Raw genomic sequence first — 13,316 nt, 5'->3', positions numbered from 1 at the left:
GTACGGGTACGGATACGGGTACGGGGGAGGCGGCGGCGGATATTGCGTTGCCCGGGGCTCCGGGGCCGGGCGAAGCTCGGGGGATGTCACAGAGCACCGACCGGCAGAACGCCGGGCAACAGAACCCCGAGCCGCAGAGCCCCGACCGGCAGAGCCCCGAGCCGCAGAGCCCCGACCAGCAGAGCGCCGGGCCGCAGAGCCCCCACCCGCACGACCGGTCCGCCCGCACGAACCCGCGCGGGGTGTCCGGCCTGTTCTCCGGCGGCCGCCTCGTCGCCATCCCGCGCAAGGCCGCGCGACGCGAGGAGCTGCTCGCGCACCTCGCCGAGACCCTGTTCGCCCCGGACCGCGCGTACTCGGAGCCCGAGGTCAACGACGCGTTGCGGACCGTGCACGAGGACTGCTCCGCGCTGCGGCGCTACCTGATCACCTCGGGCCACCTCACCCGGACCCGGGACGGCAGCAGCTACCGGCGCGCGACGACCACCCGGTAGTGGGTCGTCAGCCGCCCGTCCTCGCCGATGACGTGGAAGGCGACGGCGGGCGGTTCGTCGAGGTGCACGTGCGGGTCGCCCGTCGGCTCCTCCCAGGGCAGCCGCAGGGTGGACACCACCCCGGGCGCGACGAGCAGCGGCCGGCCCGCGAAGACGGTCGCCGCCGCCGTGTGGGCGTGACCGCACAGGAAGGCCAGCAGGTGGGGGTGGCGTTCGGCCAGGGCCGCGAGCCGCTCCTCGCCGAACTGCCGGATCCCGTCCACGTACGGGGTGTGCAGCGGGACCGGCGGGTGGTGGAAGGCGACCAGGACCGGCACCTCGCGCGGGGTCCGCGCGAGGATCCCGTCGAGCCAGGCGAGGGTGGGCTCCTCCAGCCGGCCGTGGTGCTCCCCGGGGACGGAGGAGTCGCACACCGCGAGGACGAAGCCCTCGCCGTGCAGCACCTGGTCGACCGGCCCGGCGGACGGGTCCTCCTCGCCCAGCAGGCCGCGCCGGAAGGCGGTGCGCTCGTCGTGGTTGCCGGGGCAGACGACCAGCGGGTGCCTCGACCGGAGCACCTTGCGGGCCTCCTCGTACTCGGCCGGGGTCCCGTTGTCGGCGATGTCCCCGCTGACCAGGACCGCGTCCAGGTCGTACGGGAGACCGTCCAGGTACTCCATGACGGCGCGGGCGCGCTCGGCGGCCCTCGGGCCGCCGTCGAAGTGGACGTCACTGAGCTGCGCTATCACGATCACGGACGGTGGCTCCTTCGTCGCCGCTGAGGGGACGCCCTCCCCCGCCTGCGCCTGACGTGTGGTCAGTTGCCTTCCGGGGGCGGCGTGTTCGACCTGATCCTTCAACCTACCCGACCGTCCCGGCCCGCCCCTGTGGCTCCCCGGGTTGCGGGAGCGCCCCGGACGGTGTTCGTTCGAAGGGGGACCACCCGGGACGGGGGTGAGCGGCATGTCCTTCACCGGCCGGGTCTTCACCGACCGCACGGACGCGGGGCGCGCGCTGGCGGACGCGCTGCGTCACCTGGCGGACGCGGACCCCGTCGTCCTCGGCCTGCCCCGGGGCGGCGTCCCGGTGGCGTACGAGGTGGCGCGGGCGCTCGGCGCCCCGCTCGACGTGATCGTGGTCCGCAAGCTCGGCGTCCCCGGCCACCGGGAGCTGGCCTTCGGCGCCATCGGGGAGGGCGGGGTGAAGGTCGTCAACGAGGACGTCGTCCGCGCGAGCCGCGCCTCCCGAGCCGACCTCGACGCCGTCGAGCGCGCCGAGGAGGCGGAGCTCGTCCGGCGGGCCCGGCGCTACCGGGAGGGCCGGGCGCGGGTGGCGCTCACCGGCCGGACGGTGATCGTCGTCGACGACGGCCTCGCGACCGGGGCCACGGCCGCGGCCGCCTGCGCGATCGCCCGCGCCGCGGGCGCGGCGCGGGTCGTACTGGCCGCCCCGGTGGCCCCGCCGGAGGCCGTCACCTGGCTGCGCGGGGAGGCCGACGAGGTCGTCTGCCTCTCGGCCCCGCCCGCGTTCCGCGCCGTCGGCGAGTGGTACCGCGACTTCTCCCAGACCCCGGACGAGGAGGTCGTCGCGGCACTGGCCCGTGCGGCGGGCGGCCCGTGACCACGAACACCGCTGGCCCGCACCCACCGGAAGCGGACCCGCCGGCCCGGCGCCGGGGGTGCGCCGGCGACAGGGATCGATGGCTTGGCCGGGACTTCCCGACGGAAGGGACGCCCGACGGCGGGACCGCGACCGGGCCCGGCCGGAGTCGGGCCGAGGGCCGACGGGCGCGCCACCGGAGGCAGGGCCGGAACCAGGCCCGGCCGGAGGCCCGCTCCGGCACGCCACCTGAGACCGGGGCCTCGACGGGCCCGGGGGCCGGGCCGGGGGCCTGTCCGGCCCCCGGGGTGTGCCGGGGCTTCCTGACGGACGAGACGCCCGACGGCGGGACCGCGACCGCGCCCGGCCAGAGGCCGGCCGGAGGCCCGCTCCGGCACGCCGCCTGAGGCCGGGGCCGCGACCGGGCCGGGGGGCCGGGGCCTATGCGGTCCCGGGGTGTGCCGGGGGCGACGGGGGACGGGATCGGTGGCCGCCCGGGAGCGGGCCGGGCCCGGGCAGGGCCCGGGGTCACGGCGGGACCGTCGGAGGCGGGGGCGGATGCGGCCGGAATCCGGTGGGATCCGGAGACGCTTCATGATCGGATGGGCCGGGTCAGCCCGCCGCCACCGAAGGAGACCCGATGCCCCAGCCCGCCGACACCTCCACCCCGCCCGGAGCGGGCGGTACGAGCCGGGGCGTGCTGGTCACCGGCGCCTCCCGGGGGATCGGCCGCGCCGTCGCCGTCGCGTTCGCACGGCAGGGCGACCGGGTCGCCGTCCACTCCTCCGCCCGGCACGCCGAAGCCGAGGAGACCCTCGCGGCCCTCGACGGCGAGGGCCACACCCTCGTCACCGGCGACCTCGGCGATCCGGCGCGCGTCGAGGCCCTCGTCGCCGAAGCCGCCGGGGCGCTCGGCGAGGTGGACGTCCTGGTGAACAACGCCGCCGCGATGCTCCCGCACCCGCTGCCCACGACCTCGTACGCGGACTGGCAGGAGGCCTGGCGGCGCACGGCGGCGGTGAACCTCTTCGGCGCGGCCGACGTCAGCTACTGCGTGGCCCGCCGCCTGATCGACGAGGGCCGGCCGGGGCACATCGTCAACGTCGGCTCGCGCGGCGCGTTCCGGGGCGAGCCGGACCATCCCGCGTACGGGGCCACCAAGGCGGCCCTGCACGCCTTCGGCCAGTCCCTGGCCGTCTCCCTGGCGCCCCACGGCATCACGGTGGCCTCGGTGGCCCCGGGCTTCGTCGCCACCGAGCGGGTCTCCGGCCGGCTGCGCGGCGCGGAGGGCGAGGGGATCCGGGCACAGAGCCCCTTCGGCCGGGTCGCCGAACCGGAGGAGATCGCCTCGGCCGTGCTGTACCTGGCCTCGCCCGCCGCCCGGTGGAGCTCGGGCGCGGTCCTGGACGTCAACGGGGCCTCCTACCTGCGGACGTGACGGCCGGGCGCGCTCAGCCCCGGTAGGCCTCCAGCAGCCGGAGCCAGATCTCGCTGATGGTCGGGAAGGCCGGCACCGCGTGCCACAGCCGGTCGACCGGGACCTCCCCGACCACGGCGATCGTGGCCGCGTGCAACAGCTCGGCGGCGCCGGGGCCCACGAAGGTGGCGCCGAGGAGGACCTCCCGGTCGAGGTCGACGACGATCCGGGCGCGGCCCCGGTAGCCGTCGGCGTACAGACCCGCGCCGGAGACCTTGCCGAGGTCGTGGTCGACGGCCCGCACCCGGTGCCCGGAGCGCTCGGCCTCCGCGAGGGTCAGGCCCACCGACGCGGCCTCCGGGTCGGTGAAAACGGCCTGCGGCACGGCCACCGTGTCGGCGCTGGCGGCGTACGCGCCCCAGCGGCCGGTGTCCGGGGGCGGGGTACCGGTCCCCCGGGCCGCACGGGCGGCGATGGCGGCTCCGGCGATCCGGGCCTGGTACTTGCCCTGGTGGGTGAGGAGCGCCCGGTGGTTGACGTCCCCGACGGCGTACAGCCAGTCGTGGCCCTCGACCCGGCAGCTCTCGTCGACGGGGATCCAGTCGCCGGGGGTCAGCCCGACGGTGTCGAGCCCGATGTCCCCGGTGCGCGGCGCCCGGCCGGTGGCCATCAGCAGCTCGTCGCCCTCCAGCAGTTCCCCGCCCTCCAGGACCACGGTGACCGGCCCCGTGGGACCGTCCCGGACGACCGACTCCACGGCCACCCCGGTACGGACGGCCGCGCCGGCGGCCGTCAGGGCCTCGGCGACCAGTTCGCCGGCGAAGGGCTCCATCCTCGGCAGCAGCCCGGAGCCCCGGGCGAGGACGGTGACCTGCGATCCGAGGGCCTGCCAGGCGGTGGCCATCTCACAGGCGACGACGGAGCCGCCGACGATCAGCAGCCGGCCGGGGACGTGCCGCGCGGAGGTGGCCTCGCGGCTGGTCCACGCACCCGCGCCGTGCAGCCCGGGAAGGTCCGGCAGGACGGCTCGCGTGCCGGTGGCGACGACCACGGCGTGCCGGGCGGACAGGACGTGGTGCACGCCCTCGGGGCTGGTCACGGCGACCTTGCGCAGGCCGTAGAGCCGGCCGTGGCCCCGGTAGAGGTGCGCGCCGACGGAGTCGAGCCAGTCGGCCTGGCCGCCGTCCTTCCAGTCACCGGTCCAGTAGTCGCGGTGCGTGAACACCGCCTCGGCGTCGAGCGGCCCGGAGACGGCCGCGGCCAGGCCCGGCACCCGGCGGGCGTCGGCGCGGGCCAGGGCCGGGCGCAGCAGGGCCTTGCTGGGGATGCAGGCCCAGTACGAGCACTCCCCGCCGACGAGTTCGCTCTCCACCAGGGCCGTGCTCAGCCCGGCGGCGCGGGTCCGGTCGACGATGTTCTCGCCTGCCGGGCCCCCGCCGAGCACCACGACGTCGTACTCCACCGGTTCGGTCATGCCGCCCAGTGTCCCCGGGCCACCGGGGCCGCGTCCGGCAATCTCAGCCCTCCGGCGTGCCGGAGCCGTCGCCGCGCTCCTCTCCCGGGCCCGCCTGCTGGGCGGCGATCTTCGCGCGGACCTCGTCCATGTCGAGGGCGCGGGCCTGGCGGATCAGATCGGTGAGCGCGGCCTCCGGCAGGGCGCCGGGCTGGGCGAAGATGGCCACCTGGTCCCGGACGATCATCAGCGTGGGGATCGAGGTGATCTGGAAGGCCGCCGCCAGCTCCTGCTGCGCCTCGGTGTCCACCTTGGCGAACACCAGGTCGGGGTTGGCCTCCGCGGCCTTCTCGTAGACCGGGGCGAACGCGAGGCAGGGGCGGCACCAGCCCGCCCAGAAGTCGATCAGCACGAACGGGTTCTCGCTGACCGTCCGGTCGAAGTTCTCCTTGGTGAGCTCGACTGTAGCCACGGTTTCCTGCCTCCTGGTCTCTGCGTCGTCTCCGCGTCGTCTCCGCGTCGCTCCGCGTGTCCTGCCGGCACGAAGCGTGTCCTGCTTGAACGAACGGCCGCCCCATGGCATTCCGCTCGGTGCCCGCCGTCCCTAGAACGGGTGACCGGGAGGGGTTCGGCGGAGTGTGGTCCAGCGCAGTTCCGTGAAGGCGTCGAGGTTGGCCTCGCCGCCGAACCGGGCGCCCGTACCGGAGACGCCGACCCCGCCGAAGGGGGCCACCGCCTCGTCGTTGACGGTCTGGTCGTTGACGTGTGCGATCCCGGTCGGGATCCGCTCGGCCAGCTCCAGCCCGTGCGCGGCGTCGCGGGTGACGATGCCCAGGGAGAGCCCGTACGGACCGGCCGCGGCCAGCTCCACGGCCTCCTCCTCGGTGGTGAAGGAGCGTACGGGCGCCACCGGGCCGAAGACCTCCTCGGTGTAGGCGGGGGTGTCGTCGGAGACCGCCGCCAGGACGGTCGGCCGGTGGAAGAGGCCCTCGTGGGTGCCCCCGGCGACGAGCTTGGCACCCCGCTCCACGCTCTCCTCGACCAGGCGCCGCACCCGCTCCAGCTGGGCGGCGTCGAGCAGCGGGCCGAGGTGGACGCGCTCGCGGTACGGGTCGCCGACGACGAGCGCGTCGGCGCGGGCGGCGAGCCGCTCCACGTACTCGTCGTAGAGCGAGGCGTGGACGAGGTGGCGTCCGGCGGTCATGCAGATCTGGCCCTGGTGGAAGAACGACCCCCAGGAGGCCTGCGCGACGGCGGCCTCGACGTCGGCGTCGGCGAGCACCACGAGAGCCAAGTTTCCGCCCAACTCCAGGTGCGCGCGCTTGAGGTGACGGCCCGCCAGCTCCCCCACGGACCGGCCCGCGGCGGTGGACCCGGTGAAGGAGACGACGCGTACGCGCGGGTCGGCCACCACCGCGGCGCCCGTCGCGGCGCCGCCGGGCAGCACGTGCAGCAGCCCCGCCGGGAGTCCGGCGGCGGCGAACACGGCGGCCAGGGCGAACCCGCCGCAGACGGCGGTGCGCCGGTCCGGCTTGAGGAGGACCGCGTTGCCGAGGGCAAGGGCGGGTGCGACGGAGCGGATGGAGAGGATCAGCGGGGCGTTGAACGGGGCCACCACCCCGACCACCCCGGCCGGGACGCGGCGGGTGTAGGAGAGCCGGGGCGCCTCGCTGGGCAGCACCTGCCCGGCCGGGCGCGAGGCCAGCGCGGCGGCCTCGTAGCACTCCTGGGCGGCGACGTGCAGCTCGAAGTCCGCCTTGCCGGGTATGGAACCCGACTCCCGGACCAGCCAGTCCCGCAATTCGTCGGCGTGCGCCGCGAACAGGTCCCCGGCCCGGCGCAGCACGGCCGCCCGCTCCACGTGGGTGGCCCGCGCCCAGTCGCGCTGCGCGGCCTGCGCCCGTACGGCCGCCTCCGCGACGTCGGCGGGGGCGGCGAGGTCGAGCGTGGCGAGGGTACGGCCGGTCGCGGGTTCGACGACCGGGGCCGTACCGCCGGTGAGGGTGGGTCCGTCCTGCCAGAGAGTCGGGTCGAGCAGCGGCATGACGCGGGGCCTCCGGAGGGGTGGGGTGGGGTGGCATGGGGCGGTGGCATGGCGCGGTGGCAGGCGCCATCGTGCCAGACCCCACTCTCCGGATTCTGTTCAGTTATTGGGCAGTTGGGACGGCGTCCTGTCCGGAAACGATCGCTGGGTCAGCGTTCCAGGACCAGGGCGATGCCCTGGCCGACTCCGATGCACAGGGCCGCCATGCCGGTGCCGGAGCCCGCCGCCGCCAGCTGGTGCGCGACCGAGCCCGCCAGGCGGGCGCCCGAGGCGCCGAGGGGGTGGCCGATCGCGATGGCGCCGCCGCGCGGGTTGACCACGGCGGGGTCCAGTTCGGGCCAGGCCGCCAGGCAGCCGAGCGCCTGTGCGGCGAAGGCCTCGTTGAGCTCGAAGGCGGCCAGGCCGGAGAGGTCGCGGCCGGCCTTGGCGAGCGCCCGCTGGACGGCGTCCACCGGGCCGAGGCCGAAGAGCTGCGGCTCGATGCCGGTGACGGCGGAGGCGCTGATCCGGGCGAGCGGCTCCCGGCCGGTGGCGGCCAGGCCCGCCTCGTCGGTGAGCAGCAGGGCGGCGGCGCCGTCGTTGAGGGGGGAGGCGTTGCCGGCCGTGACGGTGCCCGAACCGTCCGTCCGGAAGGCCGGCTTGAGGCGGGCGAGCGCCTCGGGGGTGGAGCCCTCGCGGATGCACTCGTCGCGGAGCAGCTCCACGCCGGGGTACGGGACCACCTCGTCGTCGTACAGCCCGGCGTTCCAGGCCGCGGCGGCCTTGCGGTGGCTCTCCAGGGCGAAGGCGTCCTGCGCCTCGCGGGTGATGCCGTGCTTGTCGGCGATCAGCTCGGCACCCTCGCCGAGGGAGCCGGTCCACTCCGCGGGCATGCGGGGGTTGGTCATCCGCCAGCCGAGGGTGGTCGACCACATCTGCTGGTGGCCGGCGGGGTGCGAGCGCTCGGGCTTCTGCACCACCCAGGGGGCGCGGGTCATCGACTCGACGCCGCCGGCGATGGCGACGGAGGCGTCGCCGAGGGCGATGGCGCGGGCCGCCTGGATCACGGCCTCCAGGCCGGAGCCGCAGAGGCGGTTGACGGTGACCCCGGGGACGGAGACGGGCAGCCCGGCCAGGAGCACCGCCATGCGGGCCACGTCGCGGTTGTCCTCGCCCGCGCCGTTGGCGTCGCCGAAGACGACGTCGTCGATGCGGGCGGGGTCGAGGTCGGGGGTCCGCTCGACGAGGGCGCGGACGACGTGCGCGGCGAGGTCGTCGGGGCGGACGCGGGCGAGGGCGCCGTCGAACTTGCCGATGGGGGTGCGGACGGCGTCGACGACGTAGACGTCGCGGACGGTGCGGATGCTCATGGGGGCTCTCCTGGGCGACTCCGTACGATCGGCGGCACGCGCCGGGCGCCGAGGTGGGCACCGGAGCACACCACCGGGCACGCCCGGTGGGGCGCGCCCGCAGTCTCCGCCGCGGCGTCACCGCGTGTCAACGGGGTCCCCGAGGGTGGCCGGGGGTGGCCGGGGCTGGGTTCGTTGCCCGGGGTCGGGGTTGGCGGGGTCGGGGGTGGCCGGGGGCGGTGCCGGGGTGGGGTGTCATCCGGGGCGGGCTTCGATGTTCGGCGCTCTGGGCCGGGTCAGGGACGTCGGCCCTTCGGAGGCGCCGAAGTCATCTCGTTTTAGCCCCGGACGACACCCCACCCCGTCCCCGCCCCCGGCCGGGCAGACCACCGGCCTCGGCGCGGTAGCGCCCCAGGGGGTCCCGGCGCAGGCCCGGGCTCTCGAGCCCCGCCGGCGATTGAGGCGCGGGGGCCTGGGGGCGGAGCCCCCGAGGGGGTCCGGGCACAGCCCGGGGAACGGGGGAAGGGCGGGGCGGGGAGACGGCTCCGCGCAGCGGGACCCCGGCCGGGTCCGGCGTCAGGTCGAGTCGCGGGGGACGGCGGTCGCGCCGAGGAGGTCGTACCGCTCCGCGATCGCCGAAGGCACCCGCACGGCCCGGTCCACCCACCCCGCCAACCGCTCCCCGCTCGGCATCTCGATCCGCACCGAGCTCAGCCGCGGCCGCACCAGCCGGCCGATCAGCAGGTCGTCCGCCCCCACCACGGCGACGTCCTCCGGCACCCGCAGCCCCGCGTCCAGCAGGGCCCGGACCAGCAGCACGGCGTACTCGTCGTTGTACGCGAACACCCCGTCCAGCCCCAGCCCGTCCCACCGCGCGGCCAGCGCCGCCGCCGACTCCTCCGTGTAGGCCAGGTCCAGCGGCGTGACCTCCGCGCCCGGCGTCGCGCGGGCGCCCGCCAGGCGGGGGGCGGAGAACAGGGTCAGGCCCTCCTCCTCGGGTACGACCACCCCGATCCGGTGGCGGCCGCGTTCGACGAGGTGGGCGGCGGCGCGGGCGCCGACCTCCGCCTGGTCCATCACCAGCGCGTGCGCCCCCGGCACCCGGTCCGGGCCCAGGGTGATGACCGCGCGCGCCCCGGCCCGTTTGAGGGTGTCGACGTTGTGCGCGGAGAGCGCGATCTCGCCGAGGGAGATCACCGCGACGGGCCGCAGCTCGGCCCAGGCGCGGACGGCCTCGTCGCCGGTGAGCCCGAGGCTGCCGTACTGGACGACGGTGTAGTCCAGGCGGCGCAGGGCCCACTGGAGTTCGTTGAGGAAGGCGCTGTAGAGGGGCCCGGCCGGCACGTGGGAGGTGGGCAGCAGCACGATGCGGGTGTGCCCGGCGCGCAGGCTGCGGGCGGCGGCGTGCGGGACGTAGCCCAGCTCCTCGGCGGCCGCGCGGACCTTGCGGCGCGTCGGCTCGCTGATCCGTACGGCCTCCGCGTTGTTGAGGACGTACGAGACCGTGGCGCGCGAGACGCCCGCGAGCCGCGCCACGTCGGCGCTGGTGGGCGGGGTCGGCGGGGTCGGGGGGTTCTGGGGGTTCGTTGAGTCAGGCATGGCCGTGGCATCTTTCCAGACCGTTGTCGTCCGGGGGCTGGCGGTTGGCCTGAATTGGATGCTAGACAGTGGTTACACGAGTTACTTACACGTGTCACCCACACCACTCGCTGCCCAGGAGGGCACCGTGGCCCTTTCCCCCGCCGTCCCCGCCGACACCTCCCCCGCAGCCGCCCCGGGCCGGGGCCTGCTCCCCCTGCTCCTCGTCGCCAACACCGCCATGTACTCCCTGTACATCGGCGTCGGCGGCCTTCTGCTCGCCCTCCAGGTCGAGCACGTCGACCCCGCGAACAAGGTCACCGACTTCGGCCTGATAGCCGGGGTGTCGGCGATCTTCGCGACCGTCTTCAACCCGGTCGCCGGAGCCCTCTCCGACCGCAGCGGCCGGCGCAATCCCTGGATCCTGGGCGGCGGGCTCGCCGCCGTCCCGGCGATGCTGCTGCTCGGCCTCGCGGACACGATCCTGCTGATCACCCTGGCCTGGTGTCTGGGCCAGGCCGTCATGAACGTCTACCAGGCCGCCCTCACCTCCGTGGTCCCCGACCGGGTGCCGGTGACGGCGCGCGGCAGGGCCTCGGCGGCCGTCGGGCTCGGCCTGCCGTTCGGCTCCGCCGCCGGCGCCCTGGCCGGCGCCGCCTTCTCGGAGGACTACCGCACCGGCTACCTCCTGTTCGGCGCGATCGTGGCGGCCGCAGCCGTGCTGTTCATCGGCTGCACCCGCGAGCGGCGGCTCCCGGCGCGCGCTCCGCTGCCCGTCCGGGCCCAGCTGGCCGCCTTCGTGAGCGCCCTGCGCGACCACGACTTCCGCTGGGCGTTCATCGGCCGGGCGCTGCTGGTGCTCGGCTACTTCGCCGTGAGCGGCTACCAGTTGTACGTGCTACAGGACCACACCGTGCTGCCCGGCGGGATGAAGCCCGAGGCGGCGGTGGCGGTGCTGACGCCGCTGACGAGCGTGGCGATGGCCGTCTCGACGGTGCTGGGCGGCTGGCTGTCCGACCGGCTCGACCGGCGCAAGCTGTTCGTCGGCGCCTCGGCGCTGCTGTCGGCGGTCGCCCTGGCCATCCCCGCCGTCTCGCCGAGCTGGCCCGCGATGCTGGCCTTCGCCGTGGTCAACGGGCTGGCGTTCGGCTGCTACATGGCCGTGGACACGGCCCTGGTGACGATGGTCCTGCCCCGGGCCGAGGACGCCGCACGGGACATGGGCGTGCTCAACGTCGCGAACGCCGGGCCGCAGATCGTCGCGCCGTTCGTCGCCTCCGTGGTCGTGACGGTGAGCGGCGGCTACACCGCCCTGTTCGTCGTCGCCGCCGTACTGGCCGTGGCGGGGGCGCTGGCCGTACGTCCGATCCGCGGCGTGCGCTGATTCGTTTCCTCCCTGACCGCCGACACCGACACACCGACACACCGACACCGAAACACCGATCCGGAAGGCACCACCGTGCAACTGCACACCCACACCTGGGGCGACGGCGACCGCGTCGCCCTCCTGGTCCACGGCATCATGGCCGACCACCGCACCTGGCGCCGGGTGGGCCCGGCCCTCGCCGGGGCGGGCTACCGGGTGATCGCGGTCGACCTCCGGGGTCACGGGGCCAGCGGGCGCGGCCCGTACACCCCGGAGCTCTTCGCGGACGACCTCGTCGAAACCCTGCCCGCGGGCGCCGACCTCGCCATCGGGCATTCCCTCGGCGGCCTGACCCTGGCGCTCGCCGTGGACCGGCTGAAGCCCCGGCGGGCGGTGTTCTCCGACCCCGCCTGGCATCTGGCCGCCCCCGAGCCGGGTTTCGGGCCGGAGCTGTTCGCGGCGTTCAAGACGGCGGGCCGGGAACGGATCCGGGCGCTGAACCCGCGCTGGGAGGAGGCGGACGTGGACGTCGAGCTGGCGACCCTGGCACTGTGGGACGAGGCCACCGCCCTGAGCCTGGCCCCGCTCGCCGGGCGGAACCTGCTGCCGGCCGCCCCGGTGGTGCCCTCGCTCGTACAGCTCGCGGATCCGAGCTTCCTGATCTCCCCGGAGCACGCGGCCCTCCTGCGGGAACGCGGCTTCGAGGTCCGTACGGTCGCGGGGGCCGGGCACACCGTCCACCGCGACGACTTCGAGGGGTTCATGGCCTCGCTGGACGGGTGGATCTAGGAATCGCCTCCAGCGGCCGGCTCCGGGGAGGTCTCCCCGGAGCCGGCCGCTTCGGCGTTGAGGCGGGCGGCCTGGCGGGTGAGGTGGGTGCGCTCGGCCAGGTTCGGGGCCCGGTGGGCGGCCTCGGCGTAGAGCCGGGCGGCGTCGGCGCGGTCGCCGGCACGGTCGTGCAGCCAGGCGGCGACGGCGGTGAACCGGGGCAGGTCCGGGTCGAGCCCGGCCAGGGCGGCGAGCCCGGCGCGCGGGCCGTCGGCCTCCCCGACGGCCACGGCCCGGTTGAGGCGGGCGACGGGGCTGCCGGTGAGGCGGACGAGTTCGTCGTACCACTCGACGATCTGCGGCCAGTCGGTCTCCTCGGCGGTCCGGGCGTCGGCGTGCAGGGCGGCGATGGCGGCCTGGGCCTGGTACTCGCCGAGCCGGTCGCGGGCCAGCGCGCCGTGCAGGATCCCGATGCCCTCGGCGATGGCCGCCGTGTCCCAGCGGCTGCGGTCCTGTTCGGCGAGCGGGACCAGGCTCCCGTCGGGGGCGGTCCTGGCCGGGCGGCGGGCGTGGTGCAGGAGCATCAGGGCGAGCAGTCCGGCCGGCTCGGGGTGGTCGACGGCGGCGGCGAGGCGGCGGGTGAGGCGGATGGCTTCGGCGGCGAGATCGACGTCACTCGAGTAACCCTCATTGAAGACCAGGTACAGGACGCGCAGCACGGTGGCGACGTCGCCCGGCCGGTCGAGCCGGACGCCGGAGACGGTCCGTTTGGCGCGGCTGATGCGCTGGGCCATGGTCGCCTCGGGCACGAGGTAGGCGCGGGCGATCTGCCGGGTGGTCAGGCCGCCGATGGCCCGCAGGGTGAGCGCCACGGCCGAGGACGGGGACAGGGCGGGGTGCGCGCACAGGAAGTAGAGGCTGAGGGTGTCGTCGGCCCCGGGCACGGGGCCCGGCTCCGGCTCGCGGTCGACGCGGTCCTCGCGGCGCCGACGGGCCGTATCTGCACGTGTAACGTCGAGGAATCGGCGCCAGGCGGCCGTGACGAGCCATCCGCGCGGGTCGCGCGGCGGGTCGGCGGGCCACGCGCGGACGGCGTCGAGGAGGGCCTCCTGTACGGCGTCCTCGGCGGTCGCGAAGTCGGCGCCGCGCCGGACGAGGACGCCGAGGACGGCCGGGGTCAGCTCCCGCAGCAGGGCCTCGTCGAGGGCGGCCGGCGGGGCCCCGCCCTGGACGGCGGGGCCCGGGGCGGGGCGGGGGTCCGGGGCGGGGCGGGGGTCGGGGGCGGTCATC

The 13,316-nt window shown here is 76.0% G+C and carries 11 protein-coding genes and 1 pseudogene; 5 read left to right on the top strand and 7 right to left on the bottom strand.

Translation table 11 applies throughout. The annotated features are described in order from the left end of the window. Positions 1 to 242 precede the first annotated feature (242 nt). Entirely contained in the window at positions 243 to 494 is a 252-nt protein-coding gene (locus ABT403_RS02575; protein WP_344158912.1) for a DUF2087 domain-containing protein, read from the top strand. On the opposite strand, the gene ABT403_RS02570 is transcribed toward ABT403_RS02575, so the two are convergent. Continuing rightward, on the bottom strand, positions 467 to 1,228 hold the full coding sequence (locus ABT403_RS02570; protein WP_344157215.1) for a metallophosphoesterase: 762 nt from the start codon (positions 1,226 to 1,228) through the stop codon (positions 467 to 469). The two genes, ABT403_RS02575 and ABT403_RS02570, sit on opposite strands and share 28 nt — an antisense overlap. A 208-nt stretch (positions 1,229 to 1,436) precedes the next feature. On the opposite strand from ABT403_RS02570, the pseudogene ABT403_RS02565 reads away from it, so the two are divergent. Both ABT403_RS02565 and ABT403_RS02560 read left to right on the top strand, forming a co-directional pair. Further along, positions 1,437 to 2,081: pseudogene (locus ABT403_RS02565) on the top strand (phosphoribosyltransferase); the annotation flags it as partial. Positions 2,082 to 2,712: 631 nt separating this feature from the next. Then, entirely contained in the window at positions 2,713 to 3,510 is a 798-nt protein-coding gene (locus ABT403_RS02560) for an SDR family NAD(P)-dependent oxidoreductase (RefSeq protein WP_344157212.1), read from the top strand. 13 nt (positions 3,511 to 3,523) lie between these two features. On the opposite strand, the gene ABT403_RS02555 is transcribed toward ABT403_RS02560, so the two are convergent. The 5 genes from ABT403_RS02555 to ABT403_RS02535 form a co-directional block, all read right to left on the bottom strand. After that, a complete protein-coding gene (locus ABT403_RS02555) occupies positions 3,524 to 4,963 on the bottom strand; it encodes a dihydrolipoyl dehydrogenase family protein (protein WP_344157208.1) in 1,440 nt (479 codons plus the stop codon). Positions 4,964 to 5,006: 43 nt separating this feature from the next. Further along, positions 5,007 to 5,525: a thioredoxin family protein gene (locus tag ABT403_RS02550; protein ID WP_344157205.1), complete on the bottom strand. Its 519-nt coding sequence runs from the start codon at positions 5,523 to 5,525 to the stop codon at positions 5,007 to 5,009. A 21-nt stretch (positions 5,526 to 5,546) separates the two neighbouring features. Further along, positions 5,547 to 6,986, bottom strand: coding sequence for an aldehyde dehydrogenase family protein (locus tag ABT403_RS02545; protein WP_344157202.1), 1,440 nt, complete (start codon positions 6,984 to 6,986; stop codon positions 5,547 to 5,549). A 149-nt stretch (positions 6,987 to 7,135) separates the two neighbouring features. Next, complete coding sequence (locus ABT403_RS02540; RefSeq protein WP_344157199.1) at positions 7,136 to 8,335, bottom strand: thiolase family protein; 1,200 nt, start codon at positions 8,333 to 8,335, stop codon at positions 7,136 to 7,138. Positions 8,336 to 8,890: 555 nt separating this feature from the next. Beyond that, on the bottom strand, positions 8,891 to 9,913 hold the full coding sequence (locus ABT403_RS02535; protein WP_344157196.1) for a LacI family DNA-binding transcriptional regulator: 1,023 nt from the start codon (positions 9,911 to 9,913) through the stop codon (positions 8,891 to 8,893). Positions 9,914 to 10,040: 127 nt separating this feature from the next. On the opposite strand from ABT403_RS02535, the gene ABT403_RS02530 reads away from it, so the two are divergent. Together ABT403_RS02530 and ABT403_RS02525 are read left to right on the top strand one after the other, a co-directional pair. Further along, positions 10,041 to 11,276, top strand: a complete 1,236-nt coding sequence (locus ABT403_RS02530) for an MFS transporter (protein ID WP_344157193.1) — start codon at positions 10,041 to 10,043, stop codon at positions 11,274 to 11,276. Between the two features lie 75 nt (positions 11,277 to 11,351). Beyond that, positions 11,352 to 12,047 (top strand): alpha/beta fold hydrolase, encoded by a 696-nt coding sequence (locus ABT403_RS02525; RefSeq protein ID WP_344157190.1) that lies wholly within the window; start codon positions 11,352 to 11,354, stop codon positions 12,045 to 12,047. Here the strand turns inward: ABT403_RS02525 and ABT403_RS02520 are convergent. Continuing rightward, positions 12,044 to 13,315, bottom strand: coding sequence for an RNA polymerase sigma factor (locus tag ABT403_RS02520; protein ID WP_344157187.1), 1,272 nt, complete (start codon positions 13,313 to 13,315; stop codon positions 12,044 to 12,046). The two genes, ABT403_RS02525 and ABT403_RS02520, sit on opposite strands and share 4 nt — an antisense overlap. Between the last annotated feature and the right edge of the window lies 1 nt (position 13,316).

The sequence above is a fragment of the Streptomyces sp. NPDC000075 genome, from assembly GCF_040301925.1.
Lineage (GTDB): Bacteria > Actinomycetota > Actinomycetes > Streptomycetales > Streptomycetaceae > Streptomyces > Streptomyces polychromogenes.
Note: the sequence above shows the minus strand (reverse complement) of the source record. Positions and strands in the feature narration are given on the sequence as shown.

What these genes read in the sequence shown, in the direction of transcription:
- ABT403_RS02560 (WP_344157212.1), top strand. Translation starts at nt 2,713, where the DNA reads ATGCCCCAGCCCGCCGACACCTCCACCCCGCCCGGAGCGGGCGGTACG.
- ABT403_RS02555 (WP_344157208.1), bottom strand. Translation starts at nt 4,963, where the DNA reads ATGACCGAACCGGTGGAGTACGACGTCGTGGTGCTCGGCGGGGGCCCG.
- ABT403_RS02550 (WP_344157205.1), bottom strand. Translation starts at nt 5,525, where the DNA reads ATGCCATGGGGCGGCCGTTCGTTCAAGCAGGACACGCTTCGTGCCGGC.
- ABT403_RS02545 (WP_344157202.1), bottom strand. Translation starts at nt 6,986, where the DNA reads ATGCCGCTGCTCGACCCGACTCTCTGGCAGGACGGACCCACCCTCACC.
- ABT403_RS02540 (WP_344157199.1), bottom strand. Translation starts at nt 8,335, where the DNA reads ATGAGCATCCGCACCGTCCGCGACGTCTACGTCGTCGACGCCGTCCGC.
- ABT403_RS02535 (WP_344157196.1), bottom strand. Translation starts at nt 9,913, where the DNA reads ATGCCTGACTCAACGAACCCCCAGAACCCCCCGACCCCGCCGACCCCG.
- ABT403_RS02520 (WP_344157187.1), bottom strand. Translation starts at nt 13,315, where the DNA reads ATGACCGCCCCCGACCCCCGCCCCGCCCCGGACCCCCGCCCCGCCCCG.